Origin of the sequence: Methylopila sp. Yamaguchi, from assembly GCF_002897035.1 — a bacterium.
Classification (GTDB): domain Bacteria; phylum Pseudomonadota; class Alphaproteobacteria; order Rhizobiales; family Methylopilaceae; genus Methylopila.
Genome location: NZ_BAUX01000008.1, coordinates 1 through 20,081, shown reverse-complemented (window position 1 = coordinate 20,081; position 20,081 = coordinate 1). Strand labels below are relative to the sequence as shown.

The window sequence follows — 20,081 nt, the reverse complement described above, 5'->3', positions numbered from 1 at the left end:
GACGCTTTGGTCCACGCGAGATCCGCGACGAAGGTGAAGGCGATGGCTGTGACAGGCGTTCGGTGGCTTTTGGCGCCGATGTGGGCGGCGCAGATTTTCACGTCCGCCAAGTCTTTCTGCGACAACGGCATTCTGGGGAGCGAACGGCTGAACCGAAAGGGTCTGCACGCTTGGCGCTGCGCGCTCGCCCAGCGCATGGCGGACCGCCGCCGGCTGCACCTGCAGGACCGCGTCGCGCCGGAGGACCGAGCCGCCTTCGCCCGCGACGGCTTCGTCCTGAAACGGGATTTCCTGCCGCCGTCGCTGTTCCGACGGGTGCGCGCGGAGGTGGAGGCCTATGTCGCGCCGGCCCGAGAGATGAAGCAGGGCGACGCCGTCACGCGCCGGATCGCGCTCGATCCGGACGCTCTGGCCGCCATGCCCGCCTGCGCCGAGATGGTCCGCCTGCCCGAGTTTCAGGGCCTGATCCGCTACGTCGCCAGCTTCGACGTGGAGCCGATCGTCTATGTTCAGACGGTGTTCGCCCAGGTCGACGACGCCGCCACCGATCCGCAGACGGCGCTGCACGCCGACTGCTTCCACCCGAGCCTCAAGGCCTGGCTGTTCCTTCAGGACGTGGCGGAGGACGCCGGGCCCTTCGTCTACGTGCCAGGCTCGCACCGCCACACCCCCCGACGCCTCGCCTGGGAGAAGCGCATGAGCGTGGAGGCCTCGCGGCTCGACCGTCTCTCGGCGCGCGGCTCGTTCCGCCTCAAGGCCGGCGATCTCAAGCGCATGCGGCTGCCGGAGCCGCAGAAGTTCGCGGTCCCCGCCAACACGCTGGTCGCGGCCGACACCAGCGGTTTCCACGCCCGCGGCGCGAGCGCGCGTCCCTCCGTTCGCATCGAGATCTGGGCCTACGCCCGCCGCAACCCGTTCCTGCCGTTCGTCGGCGTCGACCCCTGGGCGCTCGCGCCGCTGAAGCACCGCCAGGCGCCGCTGTTCTGGGGGGCGCTCGACGTGCTCGAGCGTTTCGGCCTCGGCCGCAGTCCCTGGCGCAAAGCCGGCCGGATCACCGCCGCGACGCCGGTCGCGACGGGCGAGGGCTGACGAGGCCGGTCGCGCGGCCCCGGCTTGCGCCGGGACCGCGATCGCTCACCACTTGCCGGTGTTCGGCATCGAGGCCCACGGCTCGGCCGGCTCAAGCGCGCCGCCCTTCTGCAGAAGCTCGATCGAGATGTTGTCCGGCGAGCGGACGAAGGCCATGCGGCCGTCGCGGGGCGGGCGGTTGATGGTGACGCCGGCCGCCTGCAGCTTGGCGCAGAGCGCGTAGATGTCGTCGACCTCGTAGGCGAGGTGGCCGAAGTTGCGGCCTTCCCCATAGGCCTCCGGATCCCAGTTGTAGGTGAGCTCGACCTGGGCCTCCGGCTGGCCGGGAGGCGCGAGGAAGATCAGCGTGTAGCGGCCCTTTTCGTCGTCCTTGCGCCGGATTTCCTCCAGTCCGAGCTTGGCGCAATAGAAGTCCAGCGAAGCGTCTATGTCGGTCACGCGGACCATGGTGTGCAGGTATTTCATGCAGCGTCTCCTCGATCCGGCCGTGAGCGGCCGCGCCGGCGCGTAAGCTATGGGGCGCGACGACGTCCGCAAGGCCGATCGGCTGAGGGAGCTCATCGATGGCGCGCGGGCGGCGGTCGCCTTCACCGGCGCCGGCGTCTCCACCGCCTCCGGCATTCCTGATTTCCGCAGCCCCGGCGGGCTGTGGTCGCAGAACCGGCCGATCGACTTCGGCGCCTTCGTGGCGTCGCCCGAGATGCGGCGCGAGGCGTGGCGGCGGAAGTTCGTGATGGACGACGCGACCCGCGGCGCGGCTCCGAACCCCGTCCACCATGCCATCGCCCGGCTCGTGGCGCAGGGAACGATCGCCTGCGTGGTGACGCAGAACATCGACGACCTTCACCGCGTATCCGGGGTGCCCGACGACAAGCTGATCGAGCTGCACGGCAACGGAACCTACGCCACGTGCCTCGACTGCGGACTACGACGCGAGCTGGCCGACATCCGTCCGGCCTTTGAGGCCACGGGCCGGGCGCCGCGCTGCCCGGCCTGCGACGGCTTGGTGAAATCGGCGACGATCTCCTTCGGCCAAGCCATGCCGCAGGAGGCGATGCGCGCCGCCGAACGCGCCACTGCCGACTGCGATCTGTTTCTGGCGCTCGGCTCGTCGCTGGTGGTCTATCCCGCCGCGCTGCTTCCCCGCATGGCCAAGCGCGCCGGAGCGCCGCTGGTGATCGCCAACCGAGAGCCGACCGATCTCGACGGCTTCGCCGACCTCGTGCTGAGGGACGACCTGGTGGAGATCTTTGCGCCCTATGCGGAGGCGCAATCTGTTAGGCACGGTCACGCTCCGGCGACACCCGCGCCTTGATTGGGCCATTTTTCGCTTTGCCCCGCGGATCGCGGTGCTATCGTGCGAGGGGATACGACTCGGCAGCGGGTCGCAGAGTGTCGCGTTGGGTTCCTAGCGGGCGGGTCGTATGAGTGCTGACAGGCCGCGGGGCGAAGCTCCGGACGATCAGGAAGTCTCGGGCGCTGTCGAGCAGGCGCCGGTCGACCTGTACGAAGTGTCCGGCGTCATCAAGTGGTTCGACGTCGGCAAGGGCTACGGCTTCATCGTGCCGGACGACGGCGGCCCAGACGTTTTGCTCCACGTCACCTGCATGCGCCGCGACGGGTTCCAGACCGCGAACGAAGGCGCGCGCGTGGTGTGCGAGGCGCACCGCCGCGCCAAGGGCGTCCAGGCGTTCCGCGTGCTGTCGATCGACGACAGCACCGCGCTCCACCCCGGCGAACTGCCGGCCGCCCGCACGCACGTGAACGTGACGCCGACCAGCGGGCTCGAGCTGGTCGAGGTGAAGTGGTTCAACCGCCTGCGGGGTTTCGGCTTCCTCACCCGCAACGACGGCTCCCCGGACATCTTCGTCCACATGGAGACGCTCCGCCGCTACGGCCTGATGGAGCTTCGTCCGGGTCAAAAGGTCTATGTCCGCTTCGGCCCCGGCCCAAAGGGCATGATGGCCGCCGAAGTTCGTCCGGAAGGGCCGCACGGGCCCGGCGGCGGTCCCGCCTCGCACTGAGCGCGGCCTGACGATCCCTTTACGCTTTCATCGCCGGCGTCGCTCGGCGCCTCCAATGCGTCCCATTGACGGCGGACGGGCGCGGCACGACAACCGGGCCATGACGCTCGCCCGCACGTTTCTCGCCGCCTTTGGTCTTCTCGTCGCGCTCGTCGCCGCGCCGCCGGTGCATGCGGCGGCGAAGCTCGAGCCGCTCACGATCGAGACGGCGACCGGCGTCCACAGCTTCCAGGTCGAGGTCGCGCGCTCGGAGCAGGAGCGCGAGGTCGGGCTGATGTACCGGCGCTCGCTCGCGCCCGACCGCGGCATGATCTTCGACTTCGGCCGCCCGCAAAGCGTCAGCATGTGGATGCAGAACACCTACGTGTCGCTCGACATGGTGTTCGTGCGATCCGATGGCGCGGTCCTGCGCGTAGAAGCCGACACGGAGCCGCTTTCGACCCGCATCATCGAGTCGGGCGGCGACGTGCGCTACGTCGTGGAGCTTCTCGCAGGCTCTGCGGCGCGGATCGGGCTCAAGCCCGGGGACAAGGTGTCGAGCGCGTCCATGGCGCGGTGACGCCGCGCCAGGGAGCGGACCGCTGACCTTTTCCGCCGCCACCTATGCCGCCGCCTATGTGGGCGCGGCTCTTCTGTTCTTCGCCGCCGACTTCCTCTGGCTCGGCTATGTCGCGAGCGGGTTCTACCGCTCGCAGATCGGCGCGATGCTGGCGCCGGAGCCGAACATGGTCGCAGCCGTCGGCTTCTACGCGATCTATGTCGTCGGTATCGTGCTGTTTGCGGTGACGCCGGGCTTGGTCGCGGGGTCCTGGACCACCGCGCTGCTCTGGGGCGCGCTGTTCGGCTTCTTCTGCTACGCGACCTATGACTTCACCAACCTCGCGACGCTGAAGGACTGGCCGGCGACCGTGACGTTCGTGGACCTGTCCTGGGGCACCGCGCTGACGGCCGCGGCCTCGGTGGCTGGCTTCTTCGCCGCCCGCCTGGTCGGCGGCGAGGGCTGAGCGGCTCGGTCGGCCGCTGAGCGGTTGACGCCGATCACGTTAAACGGTTTGGCCGACTCGGCGCGCCTTGGCATGGTGCCGCCATGTCCCGAACCGAACCTGACACCCTCGTCTTCCATAGCGCCGTCGACGGCTTTGAGCCCTGGCGGCAGGCTCTCGCGGCGGTTCTGCCCGACCTCGACGTGCGGCGCGCCGACGACGTCTCGGATCTCGCGAGCGTCCGCTATGCGCTGGTCTGGAACCCGCCGCGCGGCTTCTTCGCGCGCTTCCCCAATCTCGCGCTGGTGATCAACCTCGGCGCCGGCGTCGACGCGCTGACGGCGCGCGACGACCTCCCGGACGCGCCGATCACCCGTCTGTCGGATCCGCTGATGGCCCGGATGATGGCGGGGTACGTGCTGTTCGCGGTGCTGCGGCACGCTCGCGACATTCCGGTGTTCGAGCGCGCGCAACGCCAGGGCCGCTGGGTCTATGTGCATCCGCGCCCTGCGGAGGAGATCCGGGTCGGCGTGATGGGGCTGGGAGAACTGGGCGCCGCCGCGGCGACGGAGATCGCCCGCCAGGGCTTCAACGTGCGCGGTTGGTCGCGCTCGCCGAAGACCATCGAGGGCGTCGCCTGCACGGCCGGCATGGAGGCGCTTCCCGCGTTTCTCGGCGGCTGCGAGATCCTCGTCGTGATGCTGCCGCTGACCCCCGAGACCCGCGGCTTGCTGAATGCGGAGGGCTTGGCGCTGCTGCCGGAGGGCGCAAAATTCGTCAACGTCTCGCGCGGTCCAGTGGTGGACGAGGCGGCGCTGGTCGACGCGCTGACGCGGCGCGTCATCTCCGACGCCACGCTCGACGTGTTCGCGACCGAGCCGCTGCCCGAGGCGAGCCCGCTCTGGCGCCTCGACAACGTGCTGATCACCCCGCACCTCGCCTCGATCGCGCTGCCGGCCTCGGCCGCGACGCAGATCGCGGAGAACATCCGACGGGTCCGTTCCGGCCAACCGCCGCTCAATGCGGTCGACCGGCGGCGGGGGTACTGAGGCCGGGCCGTGTCGTAGATGATGCCGCCGTCGGCCTTGGATGGCGGCGGAACCCCAGCCGACCGGGGCTTCGGCCGGCGCTCGCGGCTGCTCGGTCATGCGCATGCCCGAGCCCGCGCGTTCACGCGGTTGCGTGTCTTCCGTTGAACGGGGGATGCGCTACGTAAGCCCCCTGGGCGATTCATGGGGACATATTCAATTGACGCTGACACGCCGAGACGCCGTCGTTCTGCTGGGCGCGGGGGCCGCACTCGTGCCGGCCGGGCTCGCCGCGCAACCGGCTGACGCGCCGCCCCCGCCGGCGCCCGGCCCCGTCGCCTTCGACCACGGCGTCGTCATCGATCGGGCGCGCAAGCTCGCGTCCGCGCCGTTCGAGGCGCGCACGGCGGAGCTGCCGAAGGCCCTCGCCGAAATGAGCTTCGACGCTTATCGCGACATCCGGTTCCGGCGGGAGAAGGCGTTCTTCGGCAAGTCGCCGAGCGGCTTCCGGATGGAGCTGTTCCACCTCGGGTTCCTCTACAAAGACCCCGTGACCGTGAACCTGGTGCGCGAAGGCGTGCCGGCGCCGATTCCCTACGACGCCTCGCTGTTCGATTTCGGCCAGACCAAGCTGTCCCAGAGGCTGTCGATCGACACAGGCTTTGCCGGGCTCCGGCTGCTCTATCCGCTGAACCGCCCGACCGTGATGGACGAGCTCGGCGTGTTCCTGGGCGCGAGCTACTTCCGCGTGCTGGGCGCCGGCCAGCATTACGGCATCTCGGCCCGGGGACTCGCGCTTTCCACCGGCGAGCCCGAGCCGGAGGAGTTCCCGACGTTCCGCGAGTTCTGGGTCGAAGAGCCGAGGCCGGACGCGACCGCGCTCGTCGTGCACGCGCTGCTCGACAGCCCCTCGATCACCGGGGCCTACCGCATGGTGCTGACGCCGGGCGACGAAACCACCGTCGACGTCGGCTCTACGCTGTTTCCACGGACGGACGTCAAGAAGCTCGGCGTCGCGCCGCTGACCTCAATGTACTTCTACGGCGAGAACGATCGGCGGCACTACCGCGGCTACCGCCCGGAGGTGCACGATTCCGACGGCCTGCTGGTGAAGACCGGGTCGGGGCAGGCGATCTGGCGGCCGCTGATGAACCCCGAGCGGCTGCAGAAGACGGGCTTCGGCGATGGCAACCTGCGCGGATTCGGCTTGCTCCAGCGCGACCGGCTGTTCGAGCACTACCAGGACCTCGAGGTGCGCTACGACCTGCGCCCGAGCTACATGATCGAGCCGAACGGGGACTGGGGGCCCGGGCGGGCGGAGCTGTTGGAGCTGCCGACCGACAACGAGACCGCCGACAACATCGTCGCCTATTGGGTCCCGGACGCGCCGGCGACGGCGGGCTCGACGCTGCGCTACTCCTACCGCATCCGCGCGCTGAAGCTCGCCGAGCGCGTGTCGCCCCAGGCGCGCGCGATCCACACCTTCGTCGCCGAGGCGCGGGCCTCGGGCGATCCCTCTCCGGGGCCCGACCACGTCCGCCGCTTCATCGTCGATTTCTCGGGGGGCGACCTCGATTATTGGCTGGACGATCCGACCAAGGTCGTCACCGAGACCGGCGCAAGCCTCGGCAAGATCAACGCCGCCTTCGTGATGCCGAACCGAGAGATCGGCGGTTTCCGGCTGTTCCTCGACCATGAGATACCGGAGCCGGGCGCGAGCGCCGAAATCCGCGGCGTGCTCAAGGCCGGCGGCAAGACGCTGACCGAGACCTGGGTGTTCCAGTGGACCCGGCCGGCCTGAGCGGTTCTAGTCCGAAGACCGCGGTCGCCCGATCGCGATCGAGCATGCGGGGAGGGGCGTTGGACGTCCTGTTCATTCACAACAACTTCCCCGGCCAGTTCGTGCATATGGCGCAAGCCTTCGCGCAGCGGCCGGGCGTTCGCGTCTTCGCGGTCGGCAGCCCCACGGCGCGTCCGCGCCCGGGCGTGACGCTCGCGCGCTACGCCCTGCCTAAGGACCCGCCGAAGCCCGGCCACCCGCTGGTCGAGCGCTTCACCTCCGACGTGGTGCGGGGCGAACTCGCGGGGGCCGCGATGCAGCGGCTCCGCCAGGAGGCGGGCTGCGATCCCGCGCTGATCGTGGGCCACTCCGGCTGGGGCGAAACGCTGTTCGCCCGCGACATCTTTCCGGCGGCCAAACAGGTCGTTTACAGCGAGTTCTTCTACAACTACCGCAACGCCGACGTGGGGTTCGATCCGGAGTTTCCAGACGGCGGGCTGCGGACCGCGGCTCGCATCCGCACCAAGAACGCTGGCATGCTGACGGCGCTCGCCGCCGCCGATATGGGCCTGTCGCCGACCGAGTGGCAGAAGCGGCAGCATCCCGACTTCTTGTGGGATCGCATCCAGGTCGCCCACGATGGAGTGGATGTCGACGCCGCTGCGCCGAATTCAGAGGCGCATCTTCGTCCGGCCGGCCTCGACCGGACGTTCACCGCGAAGGACGAGGTGATCACCTTCGTCAACCGGCAGCTCGAGCCCTACCGCGGCTATCACGTCTTCATGCGGGCGCTTCCCGAGATCATGGCGAGGCGTCCGAACGCCCAGGTGCTGATCGTGGGCGGCGACGGCGTCGCCTACGGCCGCCCCGCGCCGGCAGGGACGACGTGGAAGGAGACCTATCTTGAGGAGGTGCGCGGCCGGATCGACATGAGCCGGGTGCATTTCCTCGGGCAGATCCCGAAGCCGGACTTCCTCGCGCTGTTGCAGATCTCGTCCTGCCACGTCTACCTGACCTATCCCTTCGTGCTCTCGTGGTCGCTTCTCGAGGCGATGGCCGCGGGATGCCTTATCGTCGGCTCCGACACCGCGCCGGTGCGCGAGGCCATCACCGACGGCGTGAACGGCCGCCTCGTCGACTTCTTCGACGTCGTCGGCCTGGCCGAAACGGTGGCGCGGACGCTGGCCGAACGAGACACCCTCGGCGCCATGCGCCGGGCCGCGCGCCAGACGGCGCTTGCGACCTACGATCTTCGCGTCTGCCTGACGCGCCAGATGGCTCTGCTCGACGGCGTGCTGGGCGTGGAGCCCACGCTCGCCGCGGCGGGGTCGACGCTCGCCCCTGTCTCCTGAAAGACACGCCGGCCGTCCGGACGCTCGAACCGGGCGGCGTGGCGCCTTCTTCGCCGCCATTTAGCCGCAAATCGCCGCCACCCATTGGCTTAACCTGCTGATCAGATTGCAGTCTTTAGAGTAGAGCCGATCGGGGGATCGGGACGTTCCGTCAGCGGGCCGCGTGTGTTCGGGTGTCGTTTAGCATCGGTTGTTTCCCGATGCGGCATGGTCGGATCCGCTTTCCTCGGAACGTCGATGCGCGCGCCATATTCAGGACGCGCGGCCGGGGCATAAGCGGGACCTATGGACGCCAAAGTCTTCGACAAGTCGAGATTGCCGAGCCGGCATGTCACGGAAGGTCCGTCGCGGGCCCCACACCGCTCGTATCTCTATGCGATGGGACTGACCAAGGGGCAGATCCACCAGCCGCTGGTCGGCGTGGCCTCGTGCTGGAACGAGGCGGCGCCCTGCAACATTTCGCTGATGCGGCAGGCGCAGGCGGTGAAGAAGGGCGTGGCCGCCGCCAACGGCACCCCGCGCGAGTTCTGCACGATCACCGTCACTGACGGCATCGCCATGGGCCACGAGGGCATGAAGTCCTCGCTCGCCTCGCGAGAGGTCATCGCGGACTCCGTCGAGCTCACCATGCGCGGCCACTGCTACGACGCCCTCGTAGGCCTCGCCGGCTGCGACAAGTCTCTGCCCGGCATGATGATGGCGATGGTCCGCCTCAACGTGCCGTCCATCTTCATCTACGGCGGCTCGATCCTTCCGGGCTCTTTCCGCGGCCAGCCGATCACCATCCAGGACGTGTTCGAGGCGGTCGGCAAGCACTCGGTCAACGCGATGTCCGACGAGGACCTCGACGAGATCGAGCAGGCCGCGTGTCCCTCCGCCGGCGCCTGCGGCGCGCAGTTCACCGCCAACACCATGGCGACGGTGTCCGAGGCCATCGGCCTCGCGCTGCCCTACTCGGCCGGCGCACCCGCTCCTTACGAGATCCGCGACCGGTTCTGCATGACGGCCGGCGAGATGGTCATGGAGCTCATCGCCCGTAACATCCGCCCGCGCGACATCGTCACCCGCAAGGCGCTTGAGAACGCCGCGACCGTGGTCGCAGCCTCGGGCGGCTCCACCAACGCGGCCCTGCACCTTCCGGCGATCGCCCACGAGGCGGGGATCGAATTCGATCTGTTCGACGTCGCGGAGATCTTCAAGCGCACGCCTTACGTCGCGGACCTCAAGCCCGGCGGCCGCTACGTCGCCAAGGACCTGTTCGAGGTCGGCGGCGTGCCGCTGCTGATGAAGACGCTGCTCGACCACGGCTTCCTGCATGGCGACTGCCTCACCGTCACCGGCCGCACGATCGCCGAGAACATGGCGTCCGTGCGCTGGAACCCGGATCAGGACGTGATCCTGCCGGCCGACAAGCCGCTGACGAAGACCGGCGGCGTGGTGGGCCTCAAGGGCAACCTCGCTCCGGACGGCGCGATCGTGAAGGTCGCGGGCATGGCCAACCAGACCTTCTCTGGACCCGCGCGCTGCTTCGACAGCGAGGAGGAGTGCTACGAGGCGGTCACGAAGAGGAGCTACCGCGAAGGCGAGGTCCTCGTCATCCGCTATGAGGGTCCGCGCGGCGGCCCGGGCATGCGCGAAATGCTGTCGACCACCGCGGCCCTCTATGGCCAGGGCATGGGCGACAAGGTCGCGCTGATCACCGACGGCCGCTTCTCCGGCGCCACCCGCGGCTTCTGCATCGGCCATGTCGGCCCAGAAGCCGCCGTGGGCGGGCCGATCGGCCTGCTGCGAGACGGCGACGTCATTACGATCGACGCCGTCGCGGGCACGCTCGACGTGGCGCTGACCGACGAGGAGCTGGACGCGCGTCGCCAGGCGTGGACGCCGCGCGACCACGGCTTTGGGTCAGGCGCGCTTTGGAAGTACGCGCAGGGCGTCGGCCCCGCGCGCGAGGGAGCGGTGACCCATCCGGGCGCCAAGTTCGAGCGGCGCGCCTATGCGGACGTGTAAGCGCCTTCCCTGCCTGGCCTTCGCGGCGCTGGCGCTGTTCGGCGGCTCGACCGCCGCGCGCGCCTTCGAAGGCACGAGCTCCAAGAAGCAGCCGTCGCCGTTCGAGCAGTTCCAGACCGGCGCGCGCGCCTACATCGCCGGCGACAAGGCCGGCGCCGTCGCGTCGCTGATCGACGCGGCGAACCGCGGCCACGCCATGGCGCAGTGGAAGCTCGGCCGCATGTACGCCGAGGGCGACGGCGTCGAGCGGGACGACGTCAAGGCGTTCGACTACTTCAGCCAGATCGCGAACGCCCACGCCGACGACGCGCCGGACACGGTGCAAGCCCGGTTCGTGGCGAACTCCTTCGTGGCGCTTGGGAACTACTATCTCGACGGCATCGCGAACAGCCCGATCACGGCGGACCCGGAGCGGGCTCGGGAGATGTTCTCCTACGCCGCCTCGTACTTCGGCGACCCCGACGCGCAGTACAATCTGGCGCGCATGTACCTTGACGGGCAGAGCGTGAAGAAGGACGTGCGCCAGGCGGCCCGCTGGCTCGGCCTCGCCGCGAACAAGGGCCAACGCGACGCGCAGGCCGTGCTCGGCCACCTGCTGTTCAACGGCGGGGAGGTGCCCCGCCAGGCGGCGCGCGGGCTGATGTGGCTGACGCTCGCCAAGGAGGCGGCGGGCGATCAGGACCAGTGGATCGTCGAGCTCTACGACAAGGCGATGAGCGCCGCGAGCGAGGACGAGCGCGCCTCCTCCGCCAGCTACGTCAACGCCTGGCTGAAAGACCGCGGCTGACGGTCAGCCCCGCGGCGGATCGCTCTCGCGTCATTCGCCGCCGCGGACCACTGGTCCGGGCACGAGCGGTCCCTCCGGCCGTTGGCCTGATCCGGGAGCGCCGCCGGATGGGGGCGGCGGCGGTCCCCGACGCCGGGGGGCGGCGACCGCGGCGCGGTCTGCGGCGATCGTCAGCGTGCCAACGTACCGATCGATCTCCTCCCTCAGGTTCAGAAACGTCTTGCGGCCGTTTTCGGTCGAGTTCAGTACGCCGTCCGTGGCGTTGACGGTGTCGCGCTCGGCGCCGCGACCGCGGTAGGCGGGGACGTGCTCGAACACGTACTCGCTGAGCGCGTCCGGGAAGTAGAGCTGCGTGGTCAGCACCTCGCGGGCGCTCAGCAACAGCTTCACATGGATGTGGGGCGTCCGACCGCGGTACCAGCCGGGATAGACCGTGCGGAAGCTCGCGAGGCCGCCGGCGCCGGTGACCTGCGAGCCGCGCATGAAGGTCTGGCCTTCCGTAGAGACCCCGACGGCGCCCCCCTGGCTCGGATATCCCGAGTACAGGCCGGCGGCGTCGGCGTGCCAGATATCCACGCGCGCGCCGGGAAGCGGCGTGCAGGTCGCGGCGTCGATCACCGTCAACGTGAGTTCGAGCGGCACGCCGGGGCGCCCCTCGGTGATGTCGCTCCGGTCGAGCTGGGGGTCGAAGTAGAACGGCCCCTCGACCGCCTCTACGGGCAGGACGCACATGCCGCCCGCCGGCGCGACCGGCGCCGCGGCGCCTTGCGCGCGGACGGGTCGTGCGGCGAGGGCTGCGGGGGCGCCGGCAAACGCGCCAAGGGTCGCGCGTCGCGTCAGGCGAGAGGCCGGGCGGTCGGTCTGTGTCACTGCGAGAAAGCTCCGAAGGGCGCGTGGGTCGGCGGACCGCGGCCTTCGGATATGACGCGCCGCCGCGGCGGTGCGGAGGCGCCGGCGCGTCGTTTTGTGTCTCTACGCGGCCCGCACGTTGCTGAGGAACTGCCGCACCTCGCGGCTGAGGCTGTCCGACTGACGCGACAGGTCGTCGGCGGCCTGCGCCACGTCGCCGGCCGCCGCCCCGGCCTCGCCCGCCGTTCGCGCGACCTGGGCGATGTCGGAGGTCATCGCCTGCGACCCGGCCGAGGCCTGGTCCATGCTGCGGACGATCTCCTGCGTCGTGACGTTCTGCTCCTCGACCGCCGAGGCGATCGTGGTCGACACCTCGTTCATCGCCTGGATCTGGCGGGCGATCTCCTGGATCGCGCGCGACGCGTCGCCGGTCGTCTGGCGGATGAGGGCGACGTGCTGGCCGATCTCGGCGGTGGCGCGCGTGGTCTGACTGGCGAGCTCCTTGACCTCGGAGGCCACGACCGCGAAGCCGCGGCCCGCTTCGCCCGCGCGCGCCGCCTCGATGGTGGCGTTCAGCGCCAGCAGGTTGGTCTGGCTCGCGATCTGCGACACGAGGTCGACGACGTCGCCGATCCGCATCGCCGCGCTCGAGAGCTCGGAGATCGTGCGCTCGGCCATCGAGGCCCCGTCCACGGCGTGCGAGGACATCGCCGCGGCCTGCTCCACGCGGCCCGCGATCTCATGGATGGTCTTGGCGAGCTCTTCGGCCGCCGCGGCGACCGCGTTGACGTTGCCCGCCGTCTGCTCCGCGGTGGAGGCGACCGAGGCGGAGCGCTGCGAGGTTCCGTCCACGGTCGCGCGCATGGTCTGGGCCGCCGATTGCAGGCCGCCGATCGACAGCGTCACGTCCGAGACGATGCCGCCGACGGACTGCTCGAACCGGTCGGCGAGCTCCCGCAGCATCTTCCGGCGGGCCTCCTCCTCGCGAAGGCGCGCGGCCTCGGTGGTCTTGAGCTGCTGGGCCGCCTCCTCGAGCGACATGTCGCGGATCGTCACGACGGCGCGGGCGATGTCGCCGATCTCGTCGGACCGGCGGCTGCCGGGCACCTCGGCGAGCTCCTGGCGAGCGGCGAGCGCCTTCAGCGCGCTCGTCAGCGCGCCGAGCGGGCCGACGATCGAGCGGGCGAGGATCATGCCGAGCAGGGCGGTGAGGGCCAGCACGGCGACGGCGGTGATCGCCAGCGTCCGGGTCAGCGCGGTCGCCGCCGCGACGGCCTCGTCGGTCGTCTGGTCGGCGACGATCGTCCAGGGCGCGCCGAGCACGTCGATCGGGGTGGCGACCGCCATCCGGGCCACGCCGTCGCGCTCGAAGGTGAAGGGCGCCGCGTCCTTCGCGGCCTCGACGGAGAGACCGATCCGGGCGGCTGGGTCGCCGGCGTGCGCTTCCCCTGCGAGCGGCGGGTTGCTGCGAAGCGCGCCGTCGGGACCGATCGCGAGCGCCTCGCCGGTTTCGCCGAGCCCCGCGCGCTTCGACAGCGTCTGGTCGAACAGAGCCGGCGACAGCCGCATCAGCACGTAGCCGGTGCGCTCCGAGGCCTGGGCCGAGCCCATCGCGACGTTCGCGCGCTTGGTCATTGGGCGGCCGATGAAGGCGGAGGGACCGTCGCCGGCGGGGTAGGCCGCAAAGTCCTGATAGACGACGGCGTCGTCGGCGCCGGCCTTCAGCGTGTCGTAGAGCCGCGCCAGGCCGGTGCCGGCGAGCGAGGCGTCCGTCACGGCCGCGCCGAAGTCGGCGCCCTTGGTGGTGGTGTAGACGACGCGGCCTTCGGGGCTGAGGAAGACCAGGTCGGCGTAGCCGGGCTGGGCGATCAGCTTGCGGGCGACCTCCTGCACCTTGGCGTGGCGGCGGCCGTAGGTCGTGTTGGTTTCGGCGCCGTCGACGGCGACCCGCCCGGCGACGTCCGGCGCGCTCTGGAAGGCGGTCTTCAGCTGCTCGAAGTCCGGCCGGCTCGGGTCCAGATTTTCCGCGATGTCGCCGAAGTTCTGCTGCACGAGCGGATGCGCGGCCACGGCGATGAAATCCGCCTTGGCCCGCTCCGCCAGGAGCTCGACGCTTTCGCTCCGGGCGACGGCGGCAGACCGCAGCCGCTGGTTCGCCTCGTCGACCAGGCCCTGCTTCGCCGAGTGCCAACTGAGCGCGCCCATCAGGCCGGCGCTGAGCAGCGCGAGGCCGATGGTGGTGGCGGGCAGGCGCACTTTCAGCGTCGAGAGGACAGACACGGGACCACCGGGACAGCGTTGGAGGGCAGGCGGCGAATGTGCTCCGCCAGCGCTTAATCAACGCTTATGTTCTGAAACCTAAGCGGGTCCCGCCACGCGTCGCGCCATCAGACGAACGCAAATTCCGCAACGACCGGGACATGATCCGACGGACGTTCCCAAGCCCGCACGTGCTTGTCGATCCGGGTCGAGACCAGCCGGTCGGCGGCCTGCGGAGAAAGCAGCAGATGGTCGATCCGGATGCCGTCGTTCTTCTGCCAGGCGCCGGCCTGATAGTCCCAGAAACTGTAGAGCCCCTCGGCGTCGTCGCAGGCGCGGAAGGCCTCCGTGAGGCCGAGCGAGAGCAGTTTGCGCCAGGAGGCGCGGGTGTCCGGCCGGAACAGCGCGTCCTCCACCCAGGCGTCGGGACGCCGGGCGTCGGCGCGGGCGGGGATGACGTTGTAGTCGCCGGCTATGATCAGCGGCTCCTCCAACAGGAGCCGATCTGCGGCGTAGGCGCGCAGGCGCTCCATCCAGGCGAGCTTGTAGTCGTATTTCGGTCCCGGAGCCGGATTTCCGTTCGGGAGATAGATGCCGGCGACGCGCACGGCGCCCGAGGGGGCCGAGACCACCGCCTCAATGAAGCGGGCGTGGTCGTCGCCGTCGTCGCCGGGAAGCCGGGGCGTGACGTCCTCAAGCGGGGAGCGGGAGAGGATGGCGACGCCGTTGTAAGTCTTCTGGCCGTGCACCGCGACATGGTAGCCGGCGTCCTCGATCGCGGCCCGCGGGAACGCCTCGTCTACGCACTTGATCTCCTGCAGACACACGACGTCGGGCTTCGCCTCGCCGAGCCAGCGCAGCAGCAGGTCGAGCCGGGACTTAACCGAGTTGACGTTCCAGGTGGCGATCTGCACGGGGCGGTCCTCCGGAGCGGGCGGCGCGTGCGTCAGACCTAACGGTCTTGAGCGCGGGCCGCGAGGGCGCAGGCAGAAAAAAAGGCCGCCCGACAAGCGAGCGGCCCAAGTCTAGGGAGGAAACGCCCAAAGGAGGGCTGCATGACGGCTTGCGAAAGCGCTCACCGTCGTACCGATCCTAATTGGCGTGCCACAGCCCAATTGCCAAGACCAAAAGGTGCGCTTTGGGTGCGCTATTGTTTCGCAGCGAAAATGAACGGGTGACCGGTCGTTGGAAACTGAGGCGCGACGCGCTGCGCATCAAGCGCTGCGACGGACCGCCGCGCCCGTTTGCGCGGCGCTGCAGCGAGCCGCCATCGACGGCTCATCGCGGAACTTGAGCCGACCGTCCTGTGGCGCCGTTGCGCGGTTTGGCGTCCGGACCGCCGGGGCCTGACCCCTGCTGCCCAAAAATGAGCCGATCGTTCCGGACGCGCTCAGATCGCGAAGCTGGTTCCGCAACCGCAGGAGGCGGTGGCGTTGGGGTTGCGGATCTGGAACGAGGCGCCGATGAGTTCGTCGACGAAGTCGATCTCGGAGCCCGCCAGATAGGGCAGAGACACGGGATCGATCAGCACGGTCGCTCCGTCCCGGCTTATGACGAGGTCGTCCGCCTGGGCCGTGACGTCGAAGCCGAAGTCGTAGCTGAAGCCCGAGCAGCCGCCGCCGAGCACGCTGACGCGGAGCTTCGAGCCCGGCGCTTCGTCGGCCAGGATCTCGTTGATGCGCCCTGCGGCGCGTTCCGTCAGCGAGACGGGGGCGACGAGCGTGTCTGTGGTCATGGACCGGCTGCCTGCCTTGGTCGCGCGGGCCGCGTCAGGATCAGGCGGAAGCCCGACTGGGCGGCGAACGTCGCGCGACGTGTTGCGCGTGGTTTCATGCAAGAGGTAAGCACGCGCGGCGGGACGGTCAACGCGCAACGCCGCGTGGGAGGCCGCATGAAGGAGCAGGGCATGGATGTCCCCGCGATCGACGTGACGGCGTGGATCCTGCGCCCGCGCGCGTCCTACGCCGCCGATCCCACCCGTGGTCGCGGCCGGCTGACCCACGAGCCCGCGAGCCCGACCCGCACCGATTTCCAGCGCGACCGCGACCGGGTGCTGCATTCGACGTCGTTCCGGCGGCTGAAGCACAAGACGCAGGTCTTCGTCTACCATGAGGGCGACCACTTCCGGACGCGCCTCACCCACACGCTCGAAGTCGCGCAGATCGCGCGGTCGATCGCCCGCGCGCTCGGTCTCGACGAGGACCTCGCGGAGACGATCGCGCTCAGTCACGACATCGGCCACCCCCCGTTCGGCCACGCCGGGGAAAAGGCGCTGGACGCCTGCATGGCGGGGCATGGCGGTTTCGACCACAACGCCCAGTCGCTGCGCGCCTTGACCAAACTCGAGAAGCGGTACGCCGATTACGACGGCCTCAATCTCACCTTCGAGTCGCTGGAAGGCGTGGTGAAGCACAACGGGCCGCTGCTGGACGGGGAGGGGCGAACGGTGGGCGCCTACGCCGGTCGTCCGCTGCCGGCGGCGCTCGTCGAATACGCGGCGGTGCATGATCTCGGCCTTGACACGCACGCGACGGCGGAGGCGCAGGCCGCCGCCATCGCCGACGACATCGCCTACGACGCCCACGACATCGACGACGGCCTGCGGGCGGGCCTGATCACCCTCGACGACCTGTCCGGCTCGAGGCTGCTGGCCGGGATCATGGCGGAGGTGCGCGACCGCCATCCCGGCCTCGATCACGCCCGTATGGTCCACGAGATCGTCCGCCGGGTGATCACCCGGCTGGTGGAGGACGCGATCGGGGAGGGCGCCCGTCGGCTTGCGCCGTTCGTCGGCCGCGACGTCGATGCGGTGCGCGCCGCAGGTCGGCCGCTGATCGCGTTCTCGCCCGCGATGGCGGAGGCCGAGCGCGAACTGAAGCGGCTGATGTTCGCCAAGCTCTACCGCCACCCCTACCTGAACCGCGTGATGGCGGACGCCCGGCAGGTGGTGAGCGATCTCTACGGCGCCTACGCCGCCGACCCGAAGGCCCTGCCGCCGGAGTGGGCGCGGGCCGAAGCCTCCGACGCGCCCGGCCGTCGCCCGCGGCTCGTGGCGGACTTCATCGCCGGCATGACGGACCGTTACGCCCTGTCCGAACACGCCCGGCTGTTTGACGCGACCCCGGAATTGCGTTAGCCGCCGACCTCTCCGACGAGGCCCCGCATCCCCATGAACGTTTTCGCCGACTTCGCCGCGCGCCTGCGCTCGATCCTCGAAGCGCTCGCCGCCGAAGGCGCGATCGGGCGCGTGCCCGACCTCGCCAAGGTGGTGGTGGAGCCGCCGCGCGACCCGAGCCACGGCGATCTCGCCACCAACGCCGCGCTCGCGCTGTCGAAGGAGCTCGGGGTCAAGCCGCGCGATCTCGCGGAGAAGATCGCGGCGAAGCTGGCCGAGGAGCCGGACGTGGCCGCGACCAGCGTCGCGGGCCCGGGCTTCGTCAATCTCACGCTGACGCCCGGCTACCTCCAGGGCGTCCTCGGCGCCGCGCTCGCCGCCGGCCTCGACTACGGCAAGCCGTCCTCCGCGAGCGGGACCAAGGTCAACGTCGAGTACGTCTCGGCGAACCCCACCGGGCCGATGCACGTCGGGCACTGCCGGGGCGCGGTGTTCGGGGATTCCCTTGCGAGCCTACTCGCCTTCGCCGGCGAGGACGTGACCCGCGAGTACTACATCAACGACGCCGGCGCGCAGGTCGACGTGCTGGCCCGCTCCGCCTTCCTGCGCTACCGCGAGGCGTTGGGCGAAGAGATCGGCGCCGTTCCCGAAGGGCTCTACCCCGGCGACTACCTCAAGCCGGTCGGCGAGACGCTGGCGCAGCGGTTCGGGCCGTCGCTGCTCGACAAGCCGGAGGCGGAGTGGCTGCCGACGGTCAAGGACGTCACGATCGACGCCATGATGGCGATGATCCGCGACGACCTCGCGGCGTTGAACATCCGCCACGACGTGTTCTTCTCCGAGCGCACGCTGCACGGGCCGGACGGCCCGATCGTGCGCACGGTCGAGGAGCTGAAAGGGCAGGGGCTGGTCTATGAGGGCGTGCTGGCGCCGCCGAAGGGCGAGCTGCCGGACGACTGGGAGGAGCGCGAGCAGACGCTGTTCCGCGCGACCGCCTTCGGCGACGACGTCGACCGTCCGCTGATGAAGTCGGACCGCTCCTACACCTACTTCGCGGCGGACGTCGCCTACTTCCGCTCGAAGTTCGAGCGCGGTTTCCGCGAGATGGTGTTCGTGCTGGGCGCCGACCACGGCGGCTACGTCAAGCGGCTCGAGGCGGTGGGACGCGCGCTCTCAGGCGGGACGGCGAAGGTCTCGGTCGAGCTCTGCCAGCTCGTGCGGCTGTTCCGCGCCGGCGAGCCAGTCCGCATGTCGAAACGGGCGGGCGATTTCGTCACCCTCCGCGACGTGGTCGACGAGGTCGGCCGCGACGCGGTGCGCTTCATGATGCTGTTCCGCTCGAATGACGCGGTGCTCGACTTCGATTTCGCGAAGGTCACCGAGCAGTCGCGCGACAACCCGGTGTTCTACGTGCAGTACGCTCACGCCCGGGCGCAATCCATCCTGCGCAAGGGCGCCGAGGTCGTCGGCCACGACGGCGCGCCCGACCTCGCGCTTCTGACCGATCCCGGCGAACTCGATCTCGTGAAGCGGATCGCCGCCTGGCCGCGCGTCGTCGAGCAGGCGGCTCAGGCGCGTCAGCCGCATCGGGTCGCGTTCTACCTGCACGATCTCGCGAGCGATCTGCACGGCCATTGGAACCGCGGCAAAGACTCGCCTGATTTACGGTTCATTATGGAAAACAATCCATTATTGACCTGCGCTCGTCTGGCGCTGGTCCGCGCGCTGGCCTTGGTGCTGGCGTCGGGCCTTGGTATTCTCGGCGTGGCGGCCCCCGACGAGATGAGGTGAAGGGTCCGAAGCTTGGGACTCTGAGAAGGGGCCGTCTGGGGCGTCGTTCCTTGCGGCTTGCGGAGACCGACAAATGCAGAAGCAGGCAGTTCGGCGCGGCGTCGATCGTGACGACCGCGGCCAGGCTTACGTCGATGATCGGACGGGCGTCATGAACGAGTACGACGGCCAGCGCCGCGGCGCCTCCGACCTCGGCCTCCGGCCGGGCGATCATTACCCCGCAGCCGACGATCAGCGCGATCTCTACGCCGACGCCGAGCCGCAGGAGTACGATCCGCGCGCCTACGCGCCGAACCCGGACGAGCCCTACGGCTACGACGCCGACGGCAACCCGCTCTATTACGAATCCTACGACGACCGCCGCGTGCGCTCCGGGCGCAGCGGCATGGTGCTCGTCGCGGCCGTGCTCGGCGTCGCGCTGCTTAGCGGCGGCGGGGTCTACGCCTACCGCATGATGAGCCACGGCGGCCTCGGCGGCGAGCCCCCGCTGATCAAGGCCGAGACTGATCCGGTCAAGACCGTGCCCGACGCGCCGGCCCCCCAGGACGCCCATCAGAACAAGCAGATCTACGACCGCGTCGAGGCTACCGCGCCGGCGAAGTCGAAGGTCGTGTCGCGCGAGGAGCAGCCGGTCGAGCTGCCGGCTTCGCCGACCTCGACGCCGCGGGCCGACGGCGCCCGGGTGATCCTGCCCGGCGGGCCCGCCGCGGCCGAGCCGACGCCGCCCTCCACGATGGGCAACGAGCCGCGCCGCGTGAAGACGGTCGAGATCCGTCCCGACGGCGGCTTCGGCGGCGCGCCGACGGCGGCGCTCGATCAGCCGCCGGCCCCGGCGCCTGCGAACGACCCGATCGGCCAAGCGGCTGCGACCGGCCAGGTGCCCGCGGGCGAGTTCGACAACGGCATCATGAACGACGGGTCCGCCCCGGCGCCCGCCCGCGAGCAGACCGCCGCCGTTCCGGTGCCGCGCCCTCGTCCCCCCGCGCCCGCACCGGCCGCCGCGCGGCCCGCCGC

The 20,081-nt window shown here is 70.1% G+C and carries 18 protein-coding genes; 13 read left to right on the top strand and 5 right to left on the bottom strand.

From position 1 onward, the window contains the following. Positions 1–42 precede the first annotated feature (42 nt). Positions 43–1,089: a phytanoyl-CoA dioxygenase family protein gene (locus METY_RS10675; protein WP_103121563.1), complete on the top strand. Its 1,047-nt coding sequence runs from the start codon at positions 43–45 to the stop codon at positions 1,087–1,089. A gap of 45 nt (positions 1,090–1,134) precedes the next feature. Here the strand turns inward: METY_RS10675 and METY_RS10670 are convergent, their stop codons facing one another. Then, positions 1,135–1,554: a VOC family protein gene (locus METY_RS10670; protein ID WP_103121377.1), complete on the bottom strand. Its 420-nt coding sequence runs from the start codon at positions 1,552–1,554 to the stop codon at positions 1,135–1,137. Positions 1,555–1,603: 49 nt separating this feature from the next. On the opposite strand from METY_RS10670, the gene METY_RS10665 reads away from it, so the two are divergent. The 9 genes from METY_RS10665 to METY_RS10625 all read left to right on the top strand — a co-directional run bounded on the left by METY_RS10665 (position 1,604) and on the right by METY_RS10625 (position 11,053). Next, positions 1,604–2,404, top strand: a complete 801-nt coding sequence (locus METY_RS10665) for an SIR2 family NAD-dependent protein deacylase (protein ID WP_103121376.1) — start codon at positions 1,604–1,606, stop codon at positions 2,402–2,404. A gap of 109 nt (positions 2,405–2,513) precedes the next feature. Beyond that, positions 2,514–3,113 (top strand): cold-shock protein, encoded by a 600-nt coding sequence (locus METY_RS10660; protein ID WP_103121375.1) that lies wholly within the window; start codon positions 2,514–2,516, stop codon positions 3,111–3,113. Positions 3,114–3,213: 100 nt separating this feature from the next. After that, positions 3,214–3,672, top strand: coding sequence for a DUF192 domain-containing protein (locus tag METY_RS10655; RefSeq protein WP_103121562.1), 459 nt, complete (start codon positions 3,214–3,216; stop codon positions 3,670–3,672). Between the two features lie 58 nt (positions 3,673–3,730). After that, the gene (locus METY_RS10650; RefSeq protein WP_103121374.1) at positions 3,731–4,117 is read left to right on the top strand and encodes a DUF2177 family protein; all 387 of its coding nucleotides are present in this window, start codon (positions 3,731–3,733) and stop codon (positions 4,115–4,117) included. Between the two features lie 83 nt (positions 4,118–4,200). Further along, positions 4,201–5,145: a 2-hydroxyacid dehydrogenase gene (locus METY_RS10645; protein ID WP_103121373.1), complete on the top strand. Its 945-nt coding sequence runs from the start codon at positions 4,201–4,203 to the stop codon at positions 5,143–5,145. A gap of 199 nt (positions 5,146–5,344) precedes the next feature. Next, the gene (locus METY_RS10640) at positions 5,345–6,925 is read left to right on the top strand and encodes a glucan biosynthesis protein (RefSeq protein ID WP_200819654.1); all 1,581 of its coding nucleotides are present in this window, start codon (positions 5,345–5,347) and stop codon (positions 6,923–6,925) included. A gap of 59 nt (positions 6,926–6,984) precedes the next feature. Next, complete coding sequence (locus METY_RS10635) at positions 6,985–8,256, top strand: glycosyltransferase (protein WP_103121561.1); 1,272 nt, start codon at positions 6,985–6,987, stop codon at positions 8,254–8,256. 285 nt (positions 8,257–8,541) lie between these two features. Beyond that, positions 8,542–10,266, top strand: coding sequence for a dihydroxy-acid dehydratase (gene ilvD / locus METY_RS10630; protein ID WP_103121371.1), 1,725 nt, complete (start codon positions 8,542–8,544; stop codon positions 10,264–10,266). Next, positions 10,253–11,053 (top strand): tetratricopeptide repeat protein, encoded by an 801-nt coding sequence (locus METY_RS10625; RefSeq protein ID WP_103121370.1) that lies wholly within the window; start codon positions 10,253–10,255, stop codon positions 11,051–11,053. Before ilvD ends, METY_RS10625 begins: the two co-directional genes overlap by 14 nt. Before the next feature lie 30 nt (positions 11,054–11,083). On the opposite strand, the gene METY_RS10620 is transcribed toward METY_RS10625, so the two are convergent. The 4 genes from METY_RS10620 to erpA all read right to left on the bottom strand — a co-directional run bounded on the left by METY_RS10620 (position 11,084) and on the right by erpA (position 15,896). Beyond that, positions 11,084–11,785: an intradiol ring-cleavage dioxygenase gene (locus METY_RS10620; RefSeq protein WP_244593606.1), complete on the bottom strand. Its 702-nt coding sequence runs from the start codon at positions 11,783–11,785 to the stop codon at positions 11,084–11,086. Between the two features lie 240 nt (positions 11,786–12,025). Next, positions 12,026–14,182, bottom strand: a complete 2,157-nt coding sequence (locus METY_RS10615) for a methyl-accepting chemotaxis protein (protein WP_244593605.1) — start codon at positions 14,180–14,182, stop codon at positions 12,026–12,028. 107 nt (positions 14,183–14,289) lie between these two features. Then, on the bottom strand, positions 14,290–15,075 hold the full coding sequence (gene xth / locus METY_RS10610) for an exodeoxyribonuclease III (protein WP_103121367.1): 786 nt from the start codon (positions 15,073–15,075) through the stop codon (positions 14,290–14,292). A gap of 476 nt (positions 15,076–15,551) precedes the next feature. Further along, entirely contained in the window at positions 15,552–15,896 is a 345-nt protein-coding gene (gene erpA, locus METY_RS10605) for an iron-sulfur cluster insertion protein ErpA (protein WP_103121366.1), read from the bottom strand. Positions 15,897–16,067: 171 nt separating this feature from the next. On the opposite strand from erpA, the gene METY_RS10600 reads away from it, so the two are divergent. The 3 genes from METY_RS10600 to METY_RS10590 all read left to right on the top strand — a co-directional run. Continuing rightward, entirely contained in the window at positions 16,068–17,297 is a 1,230-nt protein-coding gene (locus tag METY_RS10600) for a deoxyguanosinetriphosphate triphosphohydrolase (protein ID WP_244593604.1), read from the top strand. A 33-nt stretch (positions 17,298–17,330) separates the two neighbouring features. Further along, a complete protein-coding gene (gene argS, locus METY_RS10595; RefSeq protein ID WP_103121364.1) occupies positions 17,331–19,067 on the top strand; it encodes an arginine--tRNA ligase in 1,737 nt (578 codons plus the stop codon). A 73-nt stretch (positions 19,068–19,140) separates the two neighbouring features. Continuing rightward, the coding region (locus METY_RS10590; protein ID WP_103121363.1) for a hypothetical protein at positions 19,141–20,081 on the top strand (941 nt) is incomplete at its 3' end.